The sequence below is a fragment of the Microvirga sp. CF3016 genome (genome assembly GCF_036314085.1).
GTDB lineage: Bacteria > Pseudomonadota > Alphaproteobacteria > Rhizobiales > Beijerinckiaceae > Microvirga.
Map to the genome: position 1 here is coordinate 173,567 of NZ_JAYGGM010000006.1, position 22,080 is coordinate 195,646.

At 65.4% G+C, this 22,080-nt stretch carries 24 protein-coding genes; 16 read left to right on the top strand and 8 right to left on the bottom strand.

Going from position 1 to position 22,080, the window contains the following annotated elements; all coding sequences use genetic code 11:
* Window positions 1-136 precede the first annotated feature (136 nt).
* The gene (locus VB672_RS11020) at window positions 137-1,042 is read left to right on the top strand and encodes a GNAT family N-acetyltransferase (protein WP_329784235.1); all 906 of its coding nucleotides are present in this window, start codon (window positions 137-139) and stop codon (window positions 1,040-1,042) included.
* 4 nt (window positions 1,043-1,046) lie between these two features.
* On the opposite strand, the gene queG is transcribed toward VB672_RS11020, so the two are convergent.
* Window positions 1,047-2,291, bottom strand: a complete 1,245-nt coding sequence (gene queG, locus VB672_RS11025; RefSeq protein ID WP_329784236.1) for a tRNA epoxyqueuosine(34) reductase QueG — start codon at window positions 2,289-2,291, stop codon at window positions 1,047-1,049.
* Complete coding sequence (locus VB672_RS11030) at window positions 2,189-2,881, bottom strand: glutathione S-transferase family protein (protein ID WP_329784237.1); 693 nt, start codon at window positions 2,879-2,881, stop codon at window positions 2,189-2,191. The genes queG and VB672_RS11030 overlap by 103 nt, the downstream gene beginning before the upstream one ends.
* 178 nt (window positions 2,882-3,059) lie before the next feature.
* On the opposite strand from VB672_RS11030, the gene VB672_RS11035 reads away from it, so the two are divergent.
* Both VB672_RS11035 and VB672_RS11040 read left to right on the top strand, forming a co-directional pair.
* Window positions 3,060-3,857 carry an undecaprenyl-diphosphate phosphatase gene (locus VB672_RS11035; RefSeq protein WP_329784238.1) on the top strand — a complete coding sequence of 266 codons (798 nt, stop codon included), beginning with the start codon at window positions 3,060-3,062 and terminating at the stop codon, window positions 3,855-3,857.
* Window positions 3,858-3,860: 3 nt separating this feature from the next.
* Entirely contained in the window at window positions 3,861-4,109 is a 249-nt protein-coding gene (locus VB672_RS11040) for a hypothetical protein (RefSeq protein WP_329784239.1), read from the top strand.
* 15 nt (window positions 4,110-4,124) lie between these two features.
* Here VB672_RS11040 and nth read toward each other — a convergent pair whose 3' ends face one another.
* Complete coding sequence (gene nth / locus VB672_RS11045; RefSeq protein ID WP_329784240.1) at window positions 4,125-4,862, bottom strand: endonuclease III; 738 nt, start codon at window positions 4,860-4,862, stop codon at window positions 4,125-4,127.
* Window positions 4,863-4,882: 20 nt separating this feature from the next.
* Between nth and VB672_RS11050 the strand changes: the two genes are divergently transcribed.
* Together VB672_RS11050 and VB672_RS11055 are read left to right on the top strand one after the other, a co-directional pair.
* The gene (locus tag VB672_RS11050) at window positions 4,883-5,392 is read left to right on the top strand and encodes a DUF2244 domain-containing protein (protein ID WP_329784241.1); all 510 of its coding nucleotides are present in this window, start codon (window positions 4,883-4,885) and stop codon (window positions 5,390-5,392) included.
* Window positions 5,393-6,240: 848 nt separating this feature from the next.
* Window positions 6,241-7,155 (top strand): bifunctional helix-turn-helix domain-containing protein/methylated-DNA--[protein]-cysteine S-methyltransferase, encoded by a 915-nt coding sequence (locus VB672_RS11055; RefSeq protein ID WP_329784242.1) that lies wholly within the window; start codon window positions 6,241-6,243, stop codon window positions 7,153-7,155.
* Here VB672_RS11055 and VB672_RS11060 read toward each other — a convergent pair.
* Window positions 7,152-7,580, bottom strand: a complete 429-nt coding sequence (locus VB672_RS11060; protein WP_329784243.1) for a hypothetical protein — start codon at window positions 7,578-7,580, stop codon at window positions 7,152-7,154. The two genes, VB672_RS11055 and VB672_RS11060, sit on opposite strands and share 4 nt — an antisense overlap.
* A 134-nt stretch (window positions 7,581-7,714) precedes the next feature.
* Window positions 7,715-8,143: a GFA family protein gene (locus tag VB672_RS11065; RefSeq protein ID WP_329784244.1), complete on the bottom strand. Its 429-nt coding sequence runs from the start codon at window positions 8,141-8,143 to the stop codon at window positions 7,715-7,717.
* A 339-nt stretch (window positions 8,144-8,482) separates the two neighbouring features.
* Between VB672_RS11065 and dnaK the strand changes: the two genes are divergently transcribed.
* The 11 genes from dnaK (at window position 8,483) to VB672_RS11120 (ending at window position 17,908) form a co-directional block, all read left to right on the top strand.
* Complete coding sequence (dnaK, locus tag VB672_RS11070; RefSeq protein WP_329784245.1) at window positions 8,483-10,402, top strand: molecular chaperone DnaK; 1,920 nt, start codon at window positions 8,483-8,485, stop codon at window positions 10,400-10,402.
* Window positions 10,403-10,612: 210 nt separating this feature from the next.
* The gene (gene dnaJ, locus VB672_RS11075; RefSeq protein WP_329784246.1) at window positions 10,613-11,758 is read left to right on the top strand and encodes a molecular chaperone DnaJ; all 1,146 of its coding nucleotides are present in this window, start codon (window positions 10,613-10,615) and stop codon (window positions 11,756-11,758) included.
* 178 nt (window positions 11,759-11,936) lie between these two features.
* Window positions 11,937-12,560, top strand: a complete 624-nt coding sequence (locus VB672_RS11080; protein ID WP_329784247.1) for a class I SAM-dependent methyltransferase — start codon at window positions 11,937-11,939, stop codon at window positions 12,558-12,560.
* An 8-nt stretch (window positions 12,561-12,568) separates the two neighbouring features.
* A complete protein-coding gene (pyrF, locus tag VB672_RS11085; protein WP_329784248.1) occupies window positions 12,569-13,291 on the top strand; it encodes an orotidine-5'-phosphate decarboxylase in 723 nt (240 codons plus the stop codon).
* Window positions 13,292-13,456: 165 nt separating this feature from the next.
* A complete protein-coding gene (locus VB672_RS11090; RefSeq protein ID WP_329784249.1) occupies window positions 13,457-13,744 on the top strand; it encodes a DUF1330 domain-containing protein in 288 nt (95 codons plus the stop codon).
* Between the two features lie 4 nt (window positions 13,745-13,748).
* Window positions 13,749-14,051, top strand: a complete 303-nt coding sequence (locus VB672_RS11095) for a DUF1330 domain-containing protein (RefSeq protein ID WP_329784250.1) — start codon at window positions 13,749-13,751, stop codon at window positions 14,049-14,051.
* 244 nt (window positions 14,052-14,295) lie between these two features.
* Window positions 14,296-15,102, top strand: coding sequence for a 4-hydroxy-tetrahydrodipicolinate reductase (gene dapB, locus VB672_RS11100; protein WP_329784382.1), 807 nt, complete (start codon window positions 14,296-14,298; stop codon window positions 15,100-15,102).
* 41 nt (window positions 15,103-15,143) lie between these two features.
* Window positions 15,144-15,764: a 2,3-bisphosphoglycerate-dependent phosphoglycerate mutase gene (locus VB672_RS11105; protein WP_329784251.1), complete on the top strand. Its 621-nt coding sequence runs from the start codon at window positions 15,144-15,146 to the stop codon at window positions 15,762-15,764.
* The gene (locus VB672_RS11110; protein WP_329784252.1) at window positions 15,761-16,279 is read left to right on the top strand and encodes a GNAT family N-acetyltransferase; all 519 of its coding nucleotides are present in this window, start codon (window positions 15,761-15,763) and stop codon (window positions 16,277-16,279) included. The genes VB672_RS11105 and VB672_RS11110 overlap by 4 nt, the downstream gene beginning before the upstream one ends.
* Window positions 16,280-16,303: 24 nt before the next feature.
* Window positions 16,304-16,924, top strand: a complete 621-nt coding sequence (locus tag VB672_RS11115; protein ID WP_329784253.1) for an alpha-ketoglutarate-dependent dioxygenase AlkB family protein — start codon at window positions 16,304-16,306, stop codon at window positions 16,922-16,924.
* A gap of 45 nt (window positions 16,925-16,969) precedes the next feature.
* Window positions 16,970-17,908: a hypothetical protein gene (locus VB672_RS11120; RefSeq protein ID WP_329784254.1), complete on the top strand. Its 939-nt coding sequence runs from the start codon at window positions 16,970-16,972 to the stop codon at window positions 17,906-17,908.
* Here VB672_RS11120 and VB672_RS11125 read toward each other — a convergent pair.
* The 3 genes from VB672_RS11125 to VB672_RS11135 all read right to left on the bottom strand — a co-directional run bounded on the left by VB672_RS11125 (window position 17,905) and on the right by VB672_RS11135 (window position 21,980).
* Window positions 17,905-18,540 (bottom strand): trimeric intracellular cation channel family protein, encoded by a 636-nt coding sequence (locus VB672_RS11125; protein WP_329784255.1) that lies wholly within the window; start codon window positions 18,538-18,540, stop codon window positions 17,905-17,907. The genes VB672_RS11120 and VB672_RS11125 overlap by 4 nt on opposite strands.
* Complete coding sequence (gene grpE, locus VB672_RS11130) at window positions 18,541-19,164, bottom strand: nucleotide exchange factor GrpE (protein ID WP_329784256.1); 624 nt, start codon at window positions 19,162-19,164, stop codon at window positions 18,541-18,543.
* Window positions 19,165-19,229: 65 nt separating this feature from the next.
* Window positions 19,230-21,980 (bottom strand): [protein-PII] uridylyltransferase, encoded by a 2,751-nt coding sequence (locus tag VB672_RS11135; protein ID WP_329784257.1) that lies wholly within the window; start codon window positions 21,978-21,980, stop codon window positions 19,230-19,232.
* Between the last annotated feature and the right edge of the window lie 100 nt (window positions 21,981-22,080).

Here is a 22,080-nt window from a genome sequence, read left to right on the forward strand (position 1 = left end):
ATAACTATGTTTTCTGTCACAAAACAGTTTGAAACGGGCCCTATGTCATGGCTTGGGCGACGGGCTCGAAGGCGAGCTCCGCACCAGAGCAAGATCCCGAGAGGCTGCAATGAGTATGTCCCCGTTGAATGAGGCGATGCCCATTCCTGCCGCAGTGGGTTCGCGCCTCCCCGGCTTTGGCAAATTCATTCCAGGCACGGACAAGATCGTCCGCGACTATGGCAGCCTCGATCCTGTGCTCGGCCGTATCGGTTCGCTCGAAGTGCGCCTGGCGACCACCGCCAAGGAGATCCGGCGCGCCCAGCGCCTGCGCTTCAAGGTGTTCTACGAGGAGATGTCGGCCTCTCCCAATGGCGCGGCTCTTATCTCGCGCCGGGACGTGGATGCGTATGACGCCATCTGCGACCACCTCCTCGTGCTCGATCATGCCGTGAAGCCGAAAGCCTTCCGCCCCGCCAAGCCGAAGGTGGTGGGCACCTATCGCCTGCTCCGTCAGGACGTGGCCGACCGGCATGGCGGCTTCTACACCCGGGGCGAATACGACATCTCCCCCCTGCTCAAGGCTCACCCCGGCCTGCGCTTCCTGGAGCTGGGTCGCTCCTGCGTTCTCGAGGAGTATCGCAACAAGCGCACCGTCGAGCTCCTCTGGCACGGCATCTGGGCTTATGTCCTGCACCACCGCATCGACGTGATGATGGGCTGCGCGAGCCTCGAGGGGACGCAGCCGCAGGATCTGGCGCTGCCCCTGAGCTTCCTGCACCATTTTGCATCGGCGCCGACCGAATGGCAGGCCCGCGCGCTGCCGGAGCGTTTCACCGCGATGGATATCCTGCCCAAGGAGGCCATCGATCCCAAGGCGGCGCTTCATGCTCTGCCGCCCCTGATCAAGGGCTATCTGCGCCTGGGCGCGACCTTCGGGACGGGAGCGGTGGTCGACCGGCAATTCGGCACCACGGACGTGCTCGTCATCCTTCCCGTCTCGGCGATCAACCCGCGCTATATCGACCATTTCGGCCCGACCGCGAACCGCCACGCGGCCTGAAGGTTCAAGTCACAGCTTCGATGGACGATGCCATGGCGCGCCGCCATTCCTCGCGCACGTCCGGATCGTCCTCACGATCCAACCGTCCTGCGGCGTGACCGGCCACCGCCTCGGGCGAAAGCAGGCGGCCGAGAGCCCAGACGGCCATGGCGCGCACGAGCGGCGAGGCATCGTCGAGGAGACGGACGGCTTCGCCGGCCAGAGCTGCATCGCCCGAATTGCCGATCGCCACGAGCACGTTGCGAACAAACCGGTCGCGCCCGGTGCGCTTGATCGGCGTGCCGGAAAACCGGGTGCGGAAGGCGGGATCGTCGAGGCGGGCCAGCTCCTTCAGCGGCAGCCCCGCCAGATCCTCCCGCTGCACCAGCCGCGCCTCTCGCCCGGCCTGAGCGAATTTGTTCCACGGACAGACGGCAAGGCAATCGTCGCAGCCGAAGATCCGATTGCCGATGCCGGCACGCAGCTCCGCCGGGATATGCCCCTTGTGCTCGATGGTGAGATACGAAATGCAGCGCCTCGCATCGAGCTGGTAGGGCGCCGGGAAAGCGTTCGTCGGGCAGATATCGAGGCAGCGGCGGCAGGAGCCGCAACGGTCGCGCTCCGGCTCGTCGGCCGGCAACGCCACTGTCGTGAAGATGGCACCCAGGAACAGCCAGTCGCCGAACTCGCGCGAGACGACGACCGTGTGCTTGCCCTGCCAGCCGAGACCTGCCGCTTCCGCGAGCGGCTTTTCCATTACCGGCGCCGTATCGACGAAGACCTTCACGTCGGACGAGGCTTTCGCCGCGAGAAAGCCTGCCGCCTCCTTGAGCTTGCCCTTGATCACGTCATGATAGTCGCGGTTGCGGGCATAGACCGAGATGTAGCCGCGATCCTTCCGCGCCAGCTCGGGCAGCGGATCGTCCGTGGGTCCATAGTTCAGCCCGAGCAGGATGATGCTGCGCACATCCGGCCACAGGATCCTCGGGTCGGCACGGCGTTCCGCCGTCTCGGCCATCCACTCCATGGATCCGTGATGACCGGCCTCAAGCCAGGCCTTGAGCCGCTCCGGCGCCAGCGGGATCGCGTCAGGTCCGGCGATGCGAACCGCATCGAAGCCGAGCGCCTTGGCGCGCTCGACGAAGGCTTGCTTGAGCGCGTGGCCGTCTAGAAATCCAGGTCGTCGTAATGCTCCGCCGGCGCCATCCCCGGCACCCGGTCCGCGAGGAGCGCGCGGAAGGACGGCCGGGACTTGATCCTGGCGTACCAATGCTTCGCTGTCTCGTCCTCGTCCCATGGCACGTCGCCGAGATAATCCACCACCGACAGATGGGCCGCCGCCGCCAGATCCGCATAGGTCATCTGGTCGCCGGCCAGCCAATTCCGCGCGGAAATCAGAAAACCGATATATTTGAGATGGTATCGCACATTGGTCTGGGCCGCGCGAATCGCGCCCATGTCCGGCGGCCCGCCTCCCAGCTCGATGGGCATGAACCGCTTATAGATCTTTTCTGTGGCAAGGTAGTCCGAGACCTCGCCGTGAAACTTGACCAGAAACCAGTCGAGCAGGCGGCGGACCTCGACCCGCTGCGCGAGATCCCGCGGCAGGAAGCGCCGGTCCCGAAGATCCTCGCCCCGCGTCTCATCGAGATATTCCGCAAGACCCAAGGGTCCCGCCACCGCGAGCCCGTTGTCGTCGACGAAGAGCGGCAGATTCCCGGCCGGGTTGATCTCGAGATAGGGTAGGCGCCGATCCCAAGGTTTCTCCTCGACCATTTCCGGCTCAAGGCCGAGCTCCGCGAAAACGAGACGCGCGAACCGCGACTGCGGGCAGAACGGATAAGAATGCAGGATGGCCATGAATCTATGAGTGACGCGAAACAGGGGGCGAGAATAAGGCCGTGCTTCGTTAAGGGTTGGTAAGGAATATTGGTGAATCTCATGTCCGTGATGCACAAGGGTCACGCCGGCAGCGCAAACCTTGCTTGACAGACTTGGCGTGCTCCCGCATCTGGCGCCGTTTTCAGGATTTTCAACGATGTCGCAAATCATCGAGGCGCTCTTTCTCGGCCTCATCGAAGGTCTGACGGAATTTCTTCCGGTCTCCTCGACGGGTCATCTGCTCCTCGTCGGCCACTTCCTCGGTTTCGAGTCCACGGGCAAGACCTTCGAGGTCCTGATCCAGCTCGGCGCGATCCTGGCGATCCTGTCCGTCTATTTCAACAAGCTATGGTCCATCGCCAAGGCGCTGCCGCACGATCCGATGGCGCGCCACTTCGTCGTCGGCGTGCTCGTGGCCTTCCTGCCGGCCGCGGTGATCGGCGCGGTGCTGCACGGCTTCATCAAGGAAGTGCTCTTCGATCCCTGGATCGTGTGCACGACCCTGATCGTCGGGGGCTTCGTGCTGCTGGCCATCGACCGCCTGCCGCTCGAGGCGACCAAGACCGACGCGACCCGGTTCCCCATGGCGATGTATTTCAAGATCGGCCTCATCCAATGTGCCGCCATGGTCCCCGGCGTCTCCCGCTCGGGCGCCACCATCGTGGGCGCAATGCTGATGGGCGCCTCGAAGCGCGCGGCGGCGGAGTTCTCTTTCTTCCTCGCCATGCCGACCATGGCGGGCGCCTTCACCTACGATCTGCTGAAGAATTACAAGATCCTCTCCGCCAACGACGCGGCGATCATCGTGGCGGGCTTCCTCTCTGCCTTCGTCGCGGCGCTTCTCGTGGTGAAGCTGCTCCTGGACTACGTCTCCCGTCACGGCTTCACGCCCTTCGCCTATTGGCGCATCCTCGTCGGCGCCGCGGGCCTCGCCGGCCTAATCGTCTACGGCTGAGCGATGCTGCCTCGCGACGAAGCCCTGGCGGTGACCCTTGCCGTCACGGCCGCCCTGCTGATGGTGATCCTCGCGGTGATCGCGGGAGCGAGCGCCGGACCGTCTCCCGTCACCCAGGGCGGGGCTCCGGATCCTGCCTGCGTGGAATGGACCGACAGCTGCGTGGTCTGCTCCCGCACGGCGCAGGGCCTCGCCTGCTCGACTCCGGGGATCGCCTGCACCCCTGCGGCGGCGCGCTGCTTGCGGCGCTGACCGCGTTCGGCTCACTCACGCAATCGTCTTGTCCGGATAGCGGCACAGGTCGTTGACCGGACAGCGCCAGCATTCGGGCCGGCGGGCCTTGCAGATGTAGCGCCCGTGCAGAATCAGCCAGTGATGGGCGTGGAGCCGGAACTCGTCCGGGATCAGCTTTTCGAGCGCCTCCTGCGTTTCGAGCGGCGTCTTGGTGATGGCCAGCGGCAGCCGGTTGGTGACGCGGAAGATGTGGGTGTCGACCGCCACGCGCGGATCGCCGAAGGCGATGTTGACCACGACGCTCGCGGTCTTGCGCCCGACGCCCGGCAGGGTCTCCAGGATCTCGACGGAATTGGGCACCTCGCCGCCGAACTCCTCCACGAGGCGCCGCGCCGCCGCGATCACGTTCTTCGCTTTGGTGTTGAAGAAGTTCAGCGTCCTGATGTGCTCGCGCAGGCCTTCCTCGCCGAGGGCGAGCATCTTGTGCGGCGTGTCGGCGACGGGAAACAGATTCTTGGTCGCCTTGTTGACGCCCACATCGGTCGACTGCGCCGAGAGCGCCACGGCGACCAGCAGGGTATAGGGGTTGATGTAATCGAGCTCGCCCTTGGGCTCCGGATTGGCCGCGTGCAGGCGCCGGAAGATCTCGATCATCGTAGCATTGTCGACGGGCTTCGGGGTCCGCGCCCTCAGGACCTTCCCGGCCTTTTTCGCCGGGACGGCAGGCTTGGCCTTGGAGCTGCGGCGGGGGGACGGCTTCAGATCGGACATTTCTGCGTTATACTCAAGGCATGACAAGCGGCAAGGCGACAATTGGCGGGAGCGACCGGTTCGAGCAGCCGGTGTTCTCAGCCGTGATCCGCCCGCACCGCTCCCTGAGCCCGCAGGGATTCAGGATCGTCATAGTGCTCGTCTGCCTCGTCTCCCTGGTGGCGAGCCTGCCCTTCGTGATCATGGGCTTCTGGCCGGTCGCCGGCTTCTTCGGCCTCGATTTCCTCGGCCTCTACATCGCGTTTCGCATCAGCTACCGCCAGGGCGAGGCGTTCGAGCTGCTCGAACTGACGCCGATCCGACTTCTGTTTCGCAAGGTGAGTCCGCGCGGCGAGATGAAGGACTGGCAGTTCAACCCGCTCTGGACCCGCCTCGATCGCGAGATCGACGCCGAATACGGCATGCAGCATCTCCTGCTGACTTCCCGCAACGAGCACGTCGAGATCGCCCGCGACCTCTCCCCGCCCGAGCGGGAAACGCTGGCGGAGGCTCTCGGCCGTGCGCTGGCGGACGTGAAGCGGGGTCATTGAAAAAGCTCCAGCACCTTGGGGCCCGGAGCCGTGAGGCTCCGAGCCGGATGGTGATCGAGGGAGGTGCGACGGGCAGCCCGGCTCGATGTTGATGGAAAGTGGAGAGCCGGACGGCGCCTCGCACGCGGTTTGTTTCAGCGGACCTCCTGGCTGGGCCAGGGTCGGCCACCCGCGATCACAGGTTTGCGAGACCTGCGGCGGGACCGCTCTCCGCCCCACTCTTGCGACGCCTCGCGAGCGCGCCCCTCGGCGGGCGGGGATGGGAAATGATATATCTGAGCTTGCCACCTTTGTCAAGAACAAAACCGGAACATACCTATGAATCTCGTCCTCTATGATGGGTGGGGCGAAATTTCGAATTGAGATATCATTGCGAGCCACAACTTGAGACATTACCAAAAGTTGGAAGGGCTGCCGTCCAATGAGCCATCTCACATCCTTGCAATTTATCTTTCTCTTATGTGCCCTGGGATTCCTGACTCTCTTGTTCGGGCCAAGCACCGTTATGATCCGGTTCGTCCATTACGAGTTTCCCGGTGGCAGCTTGGCTCTTGCACGAAACACGCCAATTTCTCTCAAGCCGGGCACCGGCAGCCAGTATTTCTTCAAATGAATCGATTCTGGTTCATCGGCTGCGTTGAGATGCGGCCTCTCTGATGGAGCGACCGAGAAGCAGATGGGATACATCACTCCAGGAAAGCACTATTATGTCGATATGGAAGTCGATGGCTGCGATGTAAGAAAATTTGCCGAGAGCTGGTTTCCCTGATCCTCTTTCAACAGTTGCCTCATCACAGATATCGGGTGTCACCTCCCCTCCCGGCTCGCTAGGATGAGCGTCAATCAGGATGACAGCCATGCTCGATACCTTACGCGACATCACCATCGAACCGGGCGCGATCACCGTGCCGGACGAGCCCCATTCCGATTACGAGCGGGTGCGCCGGATCATTGCGTTCATCTCGCAGCGCTGGCGCGACCAGCCCTCCCTGGAGGCCATTGCCGACCATGTGGGGCTCTCCACCACCCATGTGCACCATCTCTTCCGCCGTTGGGCGGGCCTGAGCCCGAAGGCCTTCCTGCAGGCCCTGACCCTCGACAACGCGAAGGCGCTGCTCGCCGATTCCGCCAGCGTGCTCGACGCCACCTACGAGGTCGGGCTGTCGGGACCGGCCAGGCTGCACGACCTCTTCGTGACCCACGAGGCCATGACCCCGGGAGATTACAAGGCGGGCGGCGCAGGCCTGACCATGCGCTACGGCTTTCACCCCTCGCCGTTCGGCGAGGCGGTGCTGATCGCCACCGACCGGGGTCTGGCGGGTCTCGGCTTCGTGGATGACGGCGACCGGCAGGCGGCGCTCGCGGACCTGACCCGCCGCTGGCCCAGGGCCACCTATCTGGAGGATCAGGCCGCCACCGCGCCACTGGCCAGGCGCATCTTCAACCCGTCGCAATGGCAGGCGGAGCAGCCCCTGCGGGTGGTCCTCATCGGCACCGATTTCGAGGTCCGCGTCTGGCAGACCCTGCTGCGCATCCCGCGCGACAGGGCCACCACCTATTCCGACATCGCCCGCCATATCGGCAAGCCCTCCGCCTGCCGGGCGGTGGGCGCGGCGGTCGGCAAGAACCCGGTCTCCTTCGTGGTCCCCTGCCACCGGGTGCTCGGCCGTTCGGGAGCGCTCACCGGCTATCATTGGGGGCTCACCCGCAAGCAGGCGATCTTGGGCTGGGAAGCGGGGCAGACCTTCGGGACAGCCGCTTAGAAGCGAGCAGGTTGCACCGATTGGCCCGGACGATCTGGGCCGGTCGGAACGCCCGTTGTGTCGAATTCGGGCCTTGGGAGCGCCGCGCTGTTCGGCGGCAGCACCGCGCATTGGGTAACGTGGAAGACGCTGTTGTCGACCTTCTGGTAGCTGCGCCCGCACCAATGCCCTCCGCCCGTTCGGCCGGAATCGCCGAGCAGGGCCCGGTACTGAATCGTGTAGCCCGGAACCTCGACCCATTGACCGTCGATGAGCATCTGCACGCCCGCCGGGGTCACCCGATAGGGCGCCGGCCGGCAATCCTCGTCATTGCAGCAGCTGTTGCCCCAGGAATCCTTGAGATGCGAGTAGATGTCGTGAGCCTGGGTCAGGGGAATGAACCCTATTGAGAGAAGAAGCGCAGACGGAACGAGCTTGAGGATCATGGGCCACATCCCCGCGAGGCTAGCTGACGACGCTCACCGGAGCGTCGGAAAAACGCCGCGAAACCCTTATTCTACCGTAAACGTAAGATCGCGAACATTCGAAAAGCGCTGCCGGTTGCGCGAAGCCGCTTCGACTATGCGGGCTCCTTCGGATATTGCCGGTTGCCCGTCGGAATGACCACGCCGTTCAGCTTGCGGGAGGTCCAGATGTGGATGGCATCGGTGAGATCGACCGGCTCGTCGAGGGAGCCTCCCTTGATGCTGATCTCGTCCTCCCGCTCCCGGTCCCCATGCCACACGCGCGATCCGCAATCCGGGCAGAAAAAGCAGGTCAACGACCCGCCGCTGTCGGTGGAGCGGGTCCAATGGCCGAGCCGCCCGGTCAGGAGCCGGACATCGGCGCTACGGGCCAGGACCGAGATCCCAAAGGCCGAGGACGATTGCTTCTGGCATTCCCGGCAGTGGCAGACATAGATTTCGCGCGGTGGATGCGTGAGTTCGTATCGCACTTGGCCGCATTGGCAGCCGCCTGTGAGGGAATAGGGTCCCTTTGAGGCTTCCATGATCGCTCTCCTGCTGCGCTGATATCTTGCTGAGATAGGGAGGAGGCCCTCGCCGTCGCGATCCCTTACGCAACGGCATATCATGTCTCCGCTAAGGATTTGGCGACGGTAGCTAGGAAAACTCCCCTTGCAGCCCTGCAACAGGCCCCGCCTCCGACGAAATGAGGCAATCTTGCCCTCAGGATTGTCTTGCGGCCCGGAAAACCCCTTCTTATATCAGCGCCAGCATGGGGCACGGCTCGGGTTGAGCCGGCTCCGGCACTTAGTCATCAACATGTAAGCCATGGGCCGGGCTGCTTTTAGGGCTCGGCGGTCTGCTTGAAAGTGAGGGATCCCGCCATGGGTAAGGTCATTGGTATCGACCTCGGCACCACCAATTCCTGCGTCGCTGTCATGGAAGGCACGACGCCCAAAGTCATCGAAAACGCGGAAGGCGCCCGGACGACCCCGTCCATCGTGGCCTTCACGGACGAAGGCGAGCGCCTCGTCGGCCAGCCGGCCAAGCGCCAAGCGGTCACGAACCCGTCGCGCACCTTCTTCGCCATCAAGCGCCTGATCGGCCGCACCTTCGACGATCCCATGACCAAGAAGGACATGGGCCTCGTTCCGTACCACATCATCAAGGGCCCGAACGGCGACGCCTGGGTCGAGGCCGACGGCAAGCAATATTCGCCCTCGCAGATCTCCGCCTTCACCCTGCAGAAGATGAAGGAGACCGCCGAGTCCTATCTCGGGCAGCCGGTCACCCAGGCCGTGATCACGGTTCCGGCCTACTTCAACGACGCCCAGCGCCAGGCCACCAAGGACGCCGGCAAGATCGCCGGCCTCGAGGTTCTGCGCATCATCAACGAGCCGACCGCGGCCGCCCTGGCCTACGGCCTGGACAAGAAGCAGACCGGCATGATCGCGGTCTACGACCTCGGCGGCGGTACCTTCGACGTGTCGGTGCTGGAGATCGGCGACGGCGTGTTCGAGGTGAAGTCGACGAACGGCGACACCTTCCTGGGCGGTGAAGACTTCGACATGCGCCTCGTCGAATACCTCGCGGCTGAGTTCAAGAAGGAGCAGGGCATCGACCTGACCAAGGACAAGCTCGCCCTGCAGCGCCTGAAGGAAGCCGCCGAGAAGGCCAAGATCGAGCTCTCCTCCGCGTCGCAGACCGAGATCAACCTGCCCTACATCACGGCGGATGCTTCCGGTCCGAAGCACCTCGCCCTCAAGCTCTCGCGCGCCAAGTTCGAGCAGCTCGTGGATGATCTCGTGCAGAAGACCATCGAGCCCTGCCGCAAGGCGCTGAAGGATGCCGGCATCGCGGCGGGCGACATCGACGAGGTGGTTCTCGTCGGCGGCATGACCCGCATGCCGAAGATCCAGGAAGTGGTGAAGAACTTCTTCGGCAAGGAGCCCCACAAGGGCGTGAACCCGGACGAGGTCGTGGCCATCGGCGCGGCGATCCAGGCCGGCGTGCTCCAGGGCGACGTGAAGGACGTGCTGCTCCTCGACGTGACCCCGCTGTCGCTCGGCATCGAGACGCTGGGCGGCGTGTTCACCCGTCTGATCGACCGCAACACGACGATCCCGACGAAGAAGAGCCAGGTGTTCTCCACCGCGGAAGACAACCAGAACGCGGTGACGATCCGGGTCTTCCAGGGCGAGCGCGAAATGGCGGCGGACAACAAGCTGCTCGGCCAGTTCGACCTCGTGGGCATTCCGCCCGCACCGCGCGGCGTGCCGCAGATCGAGGTGACCTTCGACATCGACGCGAACGGCATCGTGAACGTCACGGCGAAGGACAAGGCGACCGGCAAGGAGCACCAGATCCGCATCCAGGCTTCCGGCGGTCTGTCCGACGCCGACATCGAGAAGATGGTCAAGGACGCCGAGGCTCACGCCGAAGAAGACAAGAAGCGCCGCGAGGTCGTCGAGGCCAAGAACCAGGGCGAGAGCCTGATCCACGCCACCGAGAAGTCTTTGACGGAGTACGGCGACAAGGTCTCGGAGTCGGACAAGCAGGGCATCACGACCGCCATCGACGCGCTGCGCCAGGCCCTTGCCGGCGAGGACGCCGAGGTGATCAAGGCCCGCACCACGGACCTGATGCAGGCCTCCATGAAGCTCGGCGAGGCCATGTATGCCGCACAAGCCAATGCCGGCGAAGGCGGCGATCAGCAGCCTGAGGGCGAAGCCGCCCAGAAGGACGACGTCATCGACGCCGACTTCCAGGAAGTCGACGAAGGCGACAAGAAGAAGCGCGCCTAAAACGATGACCGCCTTCTGAAGAATTCGGCACCCGGTTTCGTGACCGGGTGCCGTTTTCATGAAACGATCTGAAAGCACCAATGACCGATCAACCGACCACTTTCGCGCACGATGCGCTGGCAAAGGCTTCCGGAGCCTTTTCCTGTGCAGCGCAGGCGAAACGGTCCGGCAGAATGACGGAGCGGCCGAACGCTCCCAGGGGCGCCTGACATGTCCAAGCGCGATTACTACGAGGTTCTCGGCGTCTCGCGAACCGCCACCGAAGCGGAGATGAAATCCGCCTTCCGCAAGCTCGCGATGCAGTACCACCCGGACCGCAACCCGGGCGACCACGAAGCCGAGATCAAGTTCAAGGAAATCAACGAGGCCTACCAGACCCTCTCCGACGGGCAGAAGCGCGCAGCCTACGACCGCTTCGGCCATGCGGCCTTCGCCAATGGCGGACCGGGCGGCGCCGGTCCCGGCTTCGGGGGCGATTTCTCCGATTTCATGTCGGACATCTTCGAGAATTTCTTCGGCGATGCCGGCGGACGCGGCCGAGGCCGGAGCGCGGGTGGGCGCGAGCGCGGCGCCGACATGCGCTACAACCTCGAGATCTCCCTCGACGAGGCCTTCAACGGCAAGACCGCCGAGCTCAAGATCCCGACCTCCATCACCTGCGAGGCCTGCTCAGGCAGCGGCGCGAAGCCGGGATCCAAGCCCAAGGCGTGCCCCACCTGCGGCGGCGCCGGACGGGTGCGGGCGACTCAAGGCTTCTTCTCCATCGAGCGCACCTGCCCCAACTGCCACGGGCGCGGCGAGGTCATCGACGACCCCTGCGGCCAGTGCGGCGGCGCCGGCCGCGTCACCCGCGAGCGCACGCTCTCGGTCAACATCCCGGCGGGCGTCGAGGACGGCACGCGCATCCGCCTCGCGGGCGAAGGCGAGGCCGGCCTGCGCGGCGGGCCGCCGGGCGATCTCTACATCTTCCTGTCCCTGAAGCCCCATCCGTTCTATCAGCGCGACGGCGCGGACCTGTTCTGCCGCGTGCCGATCTCCATGGTGACGGCGGCCCTCGGCGGCGAGTTCAGCGTACCGACCCTGGGCGGCACCGATGCGCTCGTGAAGGTGCCCGAGGGCACCCAGACCGGCAAGCAGTTCCGTCTGAAGGGCAAGGGGATGCCGGTGCTGCGCTCGCGGGACGTGGGCGACCTCTACATCCAGGTTGTTGTGGAAACTCCGCAGAAGCTCACCAAGCGCCAGCGCGAGCTCCTGATGGAGTTCGACCAGGAGTGCTCCAAGGAAAATCACCCGGAGAGCTCGGGCTTTTTCTCCCGTTTCCGGGAGTTTATCGACGGGTTGGGTGGATCAACTTAACTTGACGGTCGTTTTCTCAGCGCATCGTGCGGAAAAGTGGATCCGGTTTTCCGCTCTAGACGATGCGCCAGTAAAATGAGAAGCATCGGATCGACCCCAAAAGTGGCGTCCACTTTTGGGTCCGATGCTTTGGGTTCTAAACAGCCAACGTGATCGGCAAGATCGAGGGGACAGCTTAGTGCTTCAGTCGTTTCAACGGCCAACGGCCCGGAAAATCCCCCTCAAGAAGGATCGCTTTCAGGACGAGGCTCGCTTCCTGCGCTCCTGGCTCGAACGGCCCCTCGTCATCGGGGCCGTGACTCCTTCCGGCAGGATCCTGGCCCGGACCATGGCGTCCTACGTGGATCCCCGCATCCCCGGCCCCGTCATCGAGCTCGGCCCCGGCACGGGCCCGGTGACCGATGCCCTGGTCCGGCGCGGCGTGGCCCAGGAGCGCCTCGTCCTCATCGAATACAATCCCGAATTCTGCCAGCTCCTGAAGCGCCGTTTCCCGAAGGCGACGATCATCCAGGGCGATGCCTACGATCTCAAGGAAACGCTCTCCAACATCTTGAAGGAGCCGGCGGCCGCCACCGTGTCGAGCCTGCCGCTCTTCACCAAGCCCATGGACCAGCGCCTGGAGCTTCTGGAGACCGCGCAGGCGCTGATGCACCCCAACGCGCCCTTCATCCAGTTCACCTATGCGGTGGTGCCGCCGATCCCGGCGCGCTCGCAGAGCTACAGGTCCAAAGCCTCCAACCGGATCTGGCGCAACCTGCCCCCCGCCCGCGTCTGGGTCTACAACAAGGTCACCACCGCATGAGCGCCGCGATGTCTCTTCCGACGAATCCCGTTCCCGCAGGAGACATTCGCGACAAGCTCATCATCGGACTCGACGTCGCTTCCGTCGAGGAGGCCCGCTCCCTCGTCGAGCGCATCAGCGAGGCCGGCACCTTCTACAAGATCGGCTATCAGCTCGCCTATGCGGGCGGCTTAGAGTTCGCCCGGGAGCTGATCGGACAGGGCAAGAAGGTCTTCCTCGACCTCAAGCTCCACGACATCGGCAACACGGTGGAGGAAGGCGTGCGCTCGGTCGCGCGTCTCGGTGCGACGTTCCTGACGGTCCACGCCTATCCGCAGACCATGCGCGCGGCCGTCGCCGGCAAGACGGGATCCTCCCTGAAGATCCTCGCCGTGACCGTGCTCACGTCCTATGACGACAACGACCTCGTCGAGGCGGGTTATGCGCCCATATCCGCCGCGGAGCTCGTCGCCCGCCGCGCCGGACAGGCGCGCGAACTCGGCGTCGACGGCATCGTCTGTGCCGCGCCGGAGGCCGAGCGCGTGCGCGCCATCGTCGGCCCCGACCGGCTGATCGTTACGCCCGGCATTCGGCCGGCCGGCGCGGATGCGGGCGACCAGAAGCGCATCGTCACTCCGGCGGAGGGCATTCGGCTCGGCGCCAATCATCTCGTGGTGGCCCGCCCCATCGTGAAGGCCGCGGATCCTCGCGCCGCGGCGGAAGCGATTGTCCGGGAAATCTCTCAAGGATAGAGATCTCGAAGACACCTCAGCATTTTTCCCTCCCCCTTGAGGGGATGGCCAGGGTGGGGTGTGAGCGCTAGCCTATGAATGTGCGGCGCCGGCACCCCCACCTCCAACTTCTCCCCACAAGGGGGAGGAGGGTATCCGTCCCACGAATCATAAGAGGAGCGCCTCATGCCCAAAGGCTATGTCATTGCCCGCGTGACCGTCACGAACCCCGAAGCCTATGCGGAATACGCCAAGGGCGCCACGGAGGCGATCCGCCAGTATGGCGGACGCCCGCTCGTGCGCGGCGGCGCCTATGAGGCTCTCGAGGGCGAGGCGCGCGCTCGAAACGTGGTGATCGAGTTCGACTCCGTCGAGCAGGCCAGGCGCTACTATCACTCGCCGGAATACCAGGCGGCCAAGGCCAAGCGCGAAGGCGCCTGCGTGGCGGAATTCGTTCTCGTTGAAGGAGCCTGAAACGATGAAGGGTTATTGGATCGGTCGCGTCGACGTCTCGAACCCAGACGCCTACCAGAACTACGTGAAGGCCAACGCCATCCCCTTCGCCAAGTACGGTGCCCGCTTCCTGGTGCGCGGCGGCGCCTACCGGGTTGCCGAGGGCGAGGCCCGCGCCCGCAACGTGGTGATCGAATTTCCGACCTACGAGGCGGCGCTGGAATGCTGGGACTCGCCCGAATACCAGGCGGCAAAGGCCGAGCGCGACGGCCACGCGGTCGCCGACATCATCATCATCGAAGGCTACGAGGGACCGCAGCCGGGTTAGATTCTCTCACCCGTCATCTCCGGACTTGTTCCGGGGATGGCAATCCCGATGCTGAGGTGTCATTCCCGGCCGGAGCGCAGCGAAGGGAAAGGGAATCCATAGCGCTGAGCATGTGGGTGGATCCCCTTCCCTCGCCGTCGGCTCGCCGGGGATGACAGGAGGAGTCCTATCCTCCGCGCTTCTCAGCCGCAGCCCGAGCGGCTATACCCTGAGCCCGCAACAACAGGAGAGCGGCATGAGCGAGATGCGACTCGTCGTGGTGGGAGCTGCCGGACGCATGGGGCGCATGCTAATCAAGACCGTGGCCGAGACGGAGGGCTGCACGCTGGTGGGCGCCATCGAGCGGCAGGGCTCTCCCGCCCTCGGGCACGATGCCGGACTGCTCGCCGGCATCGGCCTGCTCGACGTGGACGTGACCGACGATCCGCTCGCCGTCTTCGCCCATGCCGACGGCGTCCTCGACTTCACGGCGCCGGCCGCCACCACGGCCTTCGCGGCGCTCGCCGCCCAGGCGCGCATCGTCCATGTGATCGGGACCACCGGCCTGCAGGAGGCCGACTTCACCAAGCTCGAGGCGGCCGCGCGGCACGCGCGCATCGTTCAGTCCGGCAACATGTCGCTCGGCGTCAACCTGCTCGCGGGCCTCGTGCGCAAGGTGGCGGCCACGCTCGGCGAGGATTTCGACATCGAGATCCTCGAAATGCACCACCGCATGAAGGTGGACGCGCCCTCGGGCACGGCGCTGCTCCTCGGCGAGGCCGCTGCGGAAGGACGCCAGATCTCCCTGAACGAGCGCTCCGTGCGCAGCCGCGACGGCCATACCGGCGCGCGCCATCCCGGCGACATCGGCTTTGCCACCTTGCGCGGCGGCTCGGTGGTGGGCGACCATTCCGTGATCTTCGCCGGCCAGGGTGAGCGTCTGGAGCTGTCGCACCGGGCCGAGGACCGAAGCATCTTCGCCCGCGGCGCCGTGAGGGCTGCCCTCTGGGGCTTCGACAAGAAGCCCGGCTATTACACCATGGCCAATGTTCTTGGCCTCGATCAGCTCTAAAACATGCCCTTCCCGCCCTTTCCAAACGGAGACGCCACGACATGAACCGCCTTCTCGTCCTTGCACGCCACGGCCAGAGCGAATGGAACCTCAAGAACCTGTTCACCGGCTGGAAGGATCCGGGGCTCACCGATCTCGGCATCGAGGAGGCGCGCAATGCCGGCCGGCGGCTCAAGGAGATGGGCGTTCAGTTCGACGTCGCGTTCACGTCCGACCTGTCGCGGGCGCAAGCCACCTGCAAGCTGATCCTGGAGGAGATCGGTCAGCCCGATCTCAGGACGATCGCGAACCTGGCTCTGAACGAGCGCGATTACGGCGACCTCTCGGGCCTCAACAAGGACGACGCCCGCGCCCGCTGGGGCGAGGAGCAGGTCCATATCTGGCGCCGCTCCTACGACGTTCCGCCTCCCGGCGGCGAGAGCCTGAAGGACACGGTCGCCCGCGTGCTGCCCTACTACATCCGCGAGATCCTGCCCCGCGTCATGCGCGGCGAGCGCGTGCTGGTCGCCGCGCACGGCAATTCCCTGCGCGCCCTCGTGATGGTGCTCGACGGCCTCACCTCCGAGACCATTCCGAGCCTCGAACTCGCGACGGGCATCCCGCTGGTCTACGACCTCAACGAGGACACCACCGTCGCGAGCAAGCAGGTGCTGGAGGGGTGAGCGAGATCCGCCTCCTCGACGCACAGGCGGCCGAGCGCGAGCGGACGGCCCTGGCCGAAACGCTCGCCGATTGCGTCGCAGGCGGGGCCTCGCTGGGCATTCGCTGGCCGCTCTCCGTCGAGGAAGCTCACAGCTGGTGGGGCAGCGTGATCGAGAGCGTTGCGGCGGGCAGCACGTTGCTCTTCGGCGCCTACGTGGATGGCAGGCTGCGCGGCACCGTGCAGCTCGCCTTCGATGGCCCCTGCAACCAGCGCCATCGGGGCGACGTGAGGAAGCTCCTGGTGCATCGCGATGCACGGGGGCAGGGATTGGGCAACCACCTGATGACGGCCTTGGAGAATGAAGCCACCCAGCGCAAGCTCGCCCTGCTTACCCTCGACACGGCGACCGGCTCGGATGCCGAACGGCTCTACGAGAGGCGCGGTTACACGAAAGCAGGCGAGATCCCCAACTACGCCCTCACGCCCGACGGCCGGCCCTGCACGACCAGCATGTTCTGGAAGGCGCTGAGCTGAGGACGGCGAGATTTGAACTGATCCATGTCCTCCATCACCCTTAGCCCCGGCCTCATCTACTACCCCGATTATCTCGACCGTCCGGCGCAGGAGCGGCTGCTGCAAGCCCTGCGCGAGATCACCCGCCAGGCGCCGCTCTACACCCCGCGCATGCCGCGCACGGGAAAGCCGTTTTCCGTGCGGATGACCAATTGCGGGCCGCTGGGCTGGGTCTCCGACGTCGATGGCTACCGCTACCAGCCGGCGCATCCCGAGACCGGCGAGCCCTGGCCTTCGATGCCCGACCAGGTTCTGAGGGTCTGGGAGGAATTGAGCGGCTACCCTCACCCGCCCGACGCCTGCCTGATCAATTTCTACGAGCCGACCGCCCGCATGGGCATGCACCAGGACAAGGACGAGGAAGACTTCGCCGCTCCCGTCGTGTCGCTCTCCCTCGGGGACACGGCCCTCTTTCGCTATGGAGGCCTGGAGCGGAAGGACCCGACGAAATCGATCAGGCTCCGCTCCGGTGACGCGATCGTGTTCGGCGGTCCCGCGCGGCTGATCTATCATGGCATCGACCGGCTGACGGCAGGCAGTTCGGACCTGCTGCCGCAGGGCGGCCGGCTCAATCTCACCTTGCGCAAGGTGGAGAAGCCGATTTAGCCTCAAAGCCATGATCAACTGCAGGTTTTCTTCCAAGGGGCATCCATGAAAGCGTTTGCAGCCGCCGCTCTCGGCATCGTGCTGTCGGTTCAGGCCGCCTTCGCGGCCGAGCCCGTGTTCCCACCCGCGTCGCGGATCGGCCTCGTTCCGCCCGAGGACATGATGATCTCGAAGCGGTTCAGCGGCTTCGAGAGCGAGGAGAAGGCCGCGGTCATCAACTTCGTGGAAATGCCTCCGGCGGCTTACGCGCAACTCGTGAACGGCCTTACCAAGGACGCCCTGAAGCGCCAGGGCATGAGCGAAACCTCGCGCGAGACCCTGAAGCTCGGGGCCAGGACGGGCGTGCTGATCGGCGGCACCATGGGGGGGCCGGTCCAGGGCCGCAAATGGGTGATGGCCGTCAAGGACGAGGACCTCACCGCCCTGGTGATCGCGCAGGTGCGCGGCGGGCAGGACGGCTACAGCGATGCACAGATGCAGAACGCCCTGAAGAGCATCGCCCTGCGCGGACCGGTCTCCATGGAGGAGCAGATCTCCGCCCTGCCCTTCCGCCTCGGCGACAAGGCGGGCTTCCGCCCGGTGCGGGTGATGGCGGGCAACTCGGTCCTGTTCACCGACGGGCCGCAGGACACGATCAAGGCGGTGGAGCAGCCGATGGTGATCCTGGCCGCGACCTTGAACGTGCCGGTTCCGCCCGCCGAGCGGCGCAGCCAGTTCGCGCATGCGGCCCTGAACTCCAACCAGATCCTCAAGGACATCAAGGTCGAACGGTCCGAGTCCTTCCGCTTCAGAGGCCAGGACTGGCACGAGATCGTCGCGAAGGCCGTGGAGGCGGAATCGGGCCAGCCCATCGTGGTGATGCAGACCATTCGCTTCGAGCCCGACCGCTACGTGCGCATGGTCGGACTCACCCGGGTCGAGCAGCGCGACCAGAACCTGCCCCGCTTCCGGACGGTGATCGACGGGGTGGATATGAATCCCTAATCCCGCTTTGGAAAGGCCGGAAGCGACCAGCCGCGCAGGAGGGCGAGCGCCCTTAAGGAGAAGGCGGCGCCGAAGCCGATCGCGGCGCTCAAGAACGGATCGAGGCCTATGCCCTGCAGGGCAACCATGACCGATGCGCCGAGGGCTGCGGCCGTGACATAGATCTCCTGCCGCAGCACCAGGGGTGTCGTTCCGGCGAAGATGTCGCGGATGATGCCGCCGAACGTGGCCGTGATGGTGCCGAGCGCGACGGCCGAGAGTGCCGGAACGCCGGCCGCCAGGGCCTTGCCGGTGCCCGAGACGGCGAAGAGGGCCAAGCCTAAGGCATCGGCCCAGAGGAGAAGCCGGCCCTGCCGTCCGCCCTCCATCAGGGCCACGCGCTTGGGGCCAAGGACAAACACGATTTCCGCCACGATCAGGCACACGAGCACGTCGGTCGGGTCCCCGACCCAGAACACGGGCCGCGTGCCGATGAGCAGGTCCCGGACGGTGCCGCCGCCGACCCCCGTGAGCGTGGCGAGCAGGGCGAAGCCGAACGGATCCATGCCCTTGCGCGCCGCCATCAGGGCGCCGGAGAGCGCGAAGACGGCGACGCCGATGGTCTCGAAAGGAATGCTTTGAAGGACGTCCACTTACGAGGCGGCGGAAGGATTGTCCGCGGCCTCGGCGCCGTTGCCGTTGGCGGCGGCCTTCGGGCCGCCCTTGGAGACGCCGACCAGGGCCGGGCGCAGGACGCGCTCGCCGATCACGTAGCCGGACTGGACCACCTGCAGGACGGTGCCGTTCGGCACCTCCGGATTGGGGATCTCGAACATGGCCTGATGGACGTTCGGATCGAACTTCTGGCCCTGCGGGTCGAGCTTCTTCACGCCATGGCGCTCGAGAGTCTTGAGCAGGTCGCGCTCGGTGAGGTCGATGCCCTCGATGAGGCCCTTGAAGGCGCCCTCGGCGGTCTTGCTCGCCTCCTCGGGCACGCTCTCGATGGCGCGGCGGACATTGTCGGCCACGTTGAGCATGTCGCGGGCGAAGTTCGCCACCGCATAGGTGCGGGCATCGGCGATCTCGCGCTCGGTGCGGCGGCGCAGGTTCTCCATGTCGGCCATCAGGCGCAGAAGCTTGTCCTTCAGATCCGCCTTCTCGGCCTCGAGAACGGCAATCGGATCGGCCTCGGATGCGGAGGCAGCCTCAGGGGCCACGTCGTTGGCGGGCTCGGCCTGCGGGGCCGCGTTCTGGTTTTCCGTGTCGTTCGGATTCATGGTCGGTCAACTAAAGGTGGGAAAAGAATGGTTCGGGCCACATATCAGGTCCCTGGCCTCACAAATCAAGCACTTCGCCGGTGGACAGGCTCGGTTTCCTCGGTCTTGAACACGTCGAGCAGGGTCCGGGTGATCGTGGCCTGGCGTCCCGCATGGGTGATCTTCGTGCCCGTCAGGTCCGTTACGTAGAACACGTCCACGGCCTTTTCGCCGAAGGTGACGATGTGGGCCGAGGCGATGTTGAGGTTGAGCTTGCCCAGGGCCGTGGTGAGATCGTAGAGCAGGCCCGGCCGGTCGAGGCCGGAGATCTCGATCACCGTCTGGCGGTTCGACAGGGAATTGTCGATGTTCACCTCCGGCGGCACGTGGAAGGCCTTGGAGCGCTCCTTGGAAGGGCGCTTGCCGTCCACGAGGTCGGCGATCCTCACCTCCCCCTTCAGGGCCCGTTCGATGGCCTTGGCGACCCGCTCGGCCCGGCGCAGCTCGTCCTCGTCCCGGTCGAAGGCGCGGGAGAGCACGATGGTGTCGAGCGCCATGCCGTCCGTGGTTGTGAAGATCTGCGCATCGACGATGTTGCCCCCCGCCGCCGCGCAGGCGCCAGTGACAATGGCGAGCAAGCGCGGATGGTCCGGCGACAGGATGGTGAGCTCGGTCACGCCGCGGAACTGGTCCGTTTCATAGGCCGTGGTCACCGTGCGCCCGCCCTTCTCGGCCTCCCGCAGGAGCCTGGCCTGCTTGGCCCGCCGGGTCTCGTCGGTCTTCAGCCAGTAGCCCGGCGTATGGCGCGCGGCGAAGGCCTCGAACTCCGCATCGGACCAGTCCGGCAGCTCCGCCCGCAGTTGCTCCTGGGCCAGGCGCACCCGCTCCGAGCGGGCGAGGTCCACCGCGCCGCCGCCGAGGATCACCTCCGTCTCCTGGTAAAGGTTGCGCAGGAGCTGGCCTTTCCAGCCGGTCCAGGTGCCGGGCCCGACGGCCTTGATGTCCGCGATGGTGAGCACGAGCAGGAGCTTCAGGCGCTCCATGGTCTGCACCACCTCGGCGAAGCTCTTGATGGTGGCGGGATCGGAGAGATCGCGGCTCTGGGCCGTGTTCGACATGAGAAGGTGATGCTCGACGAGCCACGCGACCGTCTCGGTCTCCGCGTCCGTGAGGCCGAAGCGCGGCCCGAGCTTGCGGGCGATCACGGCACCGGCTTGCGAATGATCCTCCGGCCGTCCCTTGGCGATGTCGTGCAGGAAGACCGCCACGTAGAGCGCGCGACGGTTGCGGATGGTGGGAAAGATCTGGTTGGCGAGCGGATGCTCGTTGCCGAGCTGCCCCGCCTCGATCTCGGTCAGCACGCCGACTGAGCGGATCAGGTGCTCGTCCACCGTGTAGTGATGGTACATGTTGAACTGCATCATCGCGACGATGCGGCCGAAATCCGGAATGAAACGGCCGAGCACGCCGGTCTCGTTCATGCGCCGCAGCACCACCTCCGGGGCGTTCTTGGACGTGATGATCTCCAGGAACAGCTTGTTCGCTTCCGGATCGGTGCGAAGATTGTGCCCGATGAGCCGGAGCGAGCGGGTTGCCAGGCGCGTCGCATCGGGATGAATGGCGAGGTTGCGCCGGTCGGCGAGCCAGAACAGGCGGATCATGTTCACCGGATCGCGCGCGAACGTCTCCTCGTTCTCCACGTTGAGGCGGTTGTTGTCGATGATGAAGCCATCGCTCACCTGCGCGCCGCCGCTGCGACGCCGGAAGCGGCCGAACATCCGGTCGAGCATGGGGCGGCGCTTGGTCTGGCGGGCCTCGAGCTCGGCGCAGACGATGGCCGTCAGGTCGCCCACGTCCTTGGCGATCAGGAAATAGGCTTTCATGAAGCGCTCGACCGCCGACAACCCGCCTCGCGGCGCGAAGCCGATGCGCTCGGCGATGGTGCGCTGCAGGTCGAAGGTCAGACGCTCCTCGGCGCGGCCAGTGGCGAAATGCATGTGGCAGCGCACGCGCCACAAGAACTCCTCGCAGCGCGAGAAGAGATTGAACTCGGCTTGCGTGAACAGCCCCGCCTTCACCAGCTCCTTGGGCTCCTTCACCCGATAGACGTATTTGGCGATCCAGAAGAGCGTGTTGAGATCGCGCAGGCCGCCCTTGCCGTCCTTCACATTCGGCTCGACCAGGTAGCGCGACGCGCCGGCTTTGGCCACGCGGGCATCGCGCTCCTTGAGCTTGGCGTCCACGAATTCCGCCGCCGTGGTCGCGACGATCTCCTGATCGAAGCGCTTCTCCAGATTGTCGAAGAGCTCCCGGTCGCCGAAGAGAAAGCGGGCTTCGAGCAGCGACGTGCGGATCGTCATGTCCGCATGCGCCTCGCGCAGGCATTCCTCCACCGAGCGGGTCGCGTGCCCGACCTTCAGCTTCAGGTCCCACAGCACGTAGAGCATCGCCTCGACGACGCTCTCGCCCCAGGCCGTCTGCTTGTAGGGCAGCAGGAACAGGAGATCGACGTCGGAGCCCGGCGCCAGGGTTCCCCGTCCGTAGCCGCCCGTCGCCGCCACCGCGAGCCGCTCGCCGGCCGAGGGGTTGGCCGCCGGATAAAGATGCTGGACCACGGCGTCGTGGACGATGTGCACCAACTCGTCCATGCGCTCGCAGAGATGGCGGGCGCAGACGAGGCCGTTCTGGCCTTCCAGAAGCCTCTCCTGTGCCTCCTGATGCCCTTGATCGAGCAGCTTCTTCAGCTCGGGGACGAGCTTGGCGCGAAGCTCCGCCGCATCGCGGATCGGCTGGCTGCCGAGGCTTTTCAGAACGCTCTTGGGGCTATGAAGGGTCATGGAACAACCGCGCACGAGGAACCGTTTGACTTATCACTTCATGGGGCCTTCGCCCAAGGGTGGACTGGCCTTATCCGTCTCAACGGGTATATTGTTCTTT

Excerpts from the sequence above, each read along its gene's own strand:
- VB672_RS11020 (WP_329784235.1), top strand. The coding sequence starts at position 137 with ATGCCCATTCCTGCCGCAGTGGGTTCGCGCCTCCCCGGCTTTGGCAAA.
- VB672_RS11030 (WP_329784237.1), bottom strand. The coding sequence starts at position 2,881 with ATGGCCATCCTGCATTCTTATCCGTTCTGCCCGCAGTCGCGGTTCGCG.
- VB672_RS11035 (WP_329784238.1), top strand. The coding sequence starts at position 3,060 with ATGTCGCAAATCATCGAGGCGCTCTTTCTCGGCCTCATCGAAGGTCTG.
- VB672_RS11040 (WP_329784239.1), top strand. The coding sequence starts at position 3,861 with ATGCTGCCTCGCGACGAAGCCCTGGCGGTGACCCTTGCCGTCACGGCC.
- nth (WP_329784240.1), bottom strand. The coding sequence starts at position 4,862 with ATGTCCGATCTGAAGCCGTCCCCCCGCCGCAGCTCCAAGGCCAAGCCT.
- VB672_RS11050 (WP_329784241.1), top strand. The coding sequence starts at position 4,883 with ATGACAAGCGGCAAGGCGACAATTGGCGGGAGCGACCGGTTCGAGCAG.
- VB672_RS11055 (WP_329784242.1), top strand. The coding sequence starts at position 6,241 with ATGACAGCCATGCTCGATACCTTACGCGACATCACCATCGAACCGGGC.
- VB672_RS11060 (WP_329784243.1), bottom strand. The coding sequence starts at position 7,580 with ATGATCCTCAAGCTCGTTCCGTCTGCGCTTCTTCTCTCAATAGGGTTC.
- VB672_RS11065 (WP_329784244.1), bottom strand. The coding sequence starts at position 8,143 with ATGGAAGCCTCAAAGGGACCCTATTCCCTCACAGGCGGCTGCCAATGC.
- dnaK (WP_329784245.1), top strand. The coding sequence starts at position 8,483 with ATGGGTAAGGTCATTGGTATCGACCTCGGCACCACCAATTCCTGCGTC.
- dnaJ (WP_329784246.1), top strand. The coding sequence starts at position 10,613 with ATGTCCAAGCGCGATTACTACGAGGTTCTCGGCGTCTCGCGAACCGCC.
- pyrF (WP_329784248.1), top strand. The coding sequence starts at position 12,569 with ATGTCTCTTCCGACGAATCCCGTTCCCGCAGGAGACATTCGCGACAAG.
- VB672_RS11090 (WP_329784249.1), top strand. The coding sequence starts at position 13,457 with ATGCCCAAAGGCTATGTCATTGCCCGCGTGACCGTCACGAACCCCGAA.
- VB672_RS11095 (WP_329784250.1), top strand. The coding sequence starts at position 13,749 with ATGAAGGGTTATTGGATCGGTCGCGTCGACGTCTCGAACCCAGACGCC.
- dapB (WP_329784382.1), top strand. The coding sequence starts at position 14,296 with ATGCGACTCGTCGTGGTGGGAGCTGCCGGACGCATGGGGCGCATGCTA.
- VB672_RS11105 (WP_329784251.1), top strand. The coding sequence starts at position 15,144 with ATGAACCGCCTTCTCGTCCTTGCACGCCACGGCCAGAGCGAATGGAAC.
- VB672_RS11115 (WP_329784253.1), top strand. The coding sequence starts at position 16,304 with ATGTCCTCCATCACCCTTAGCCCCGGCCTCATCTACTACCCCGATTAT.
- VB672_RS11120 (WP_329784254.1), top strand. The coding sequence starts at position 16,970 with ATGAAAGCGTTTGCAGCCGCCGCTCTCGGCATCGTGCTGTCGGTTCAG.
- grpE (WP_329784256.1), bottom strand. The coding sequence starts at position 19,164 with ATGAATCCGAACGACACGGAAAACCAGAACGCGGCCCCGCAGGCCGAG.
- VB672_RS11135 (WP_329784257.1), bottom strand. The coding sequence starts at position 21,980 with ATGACCCTTCATAGCCCCAAGAGCGTTCTGAAAAGCCTCGGCAGCCAG.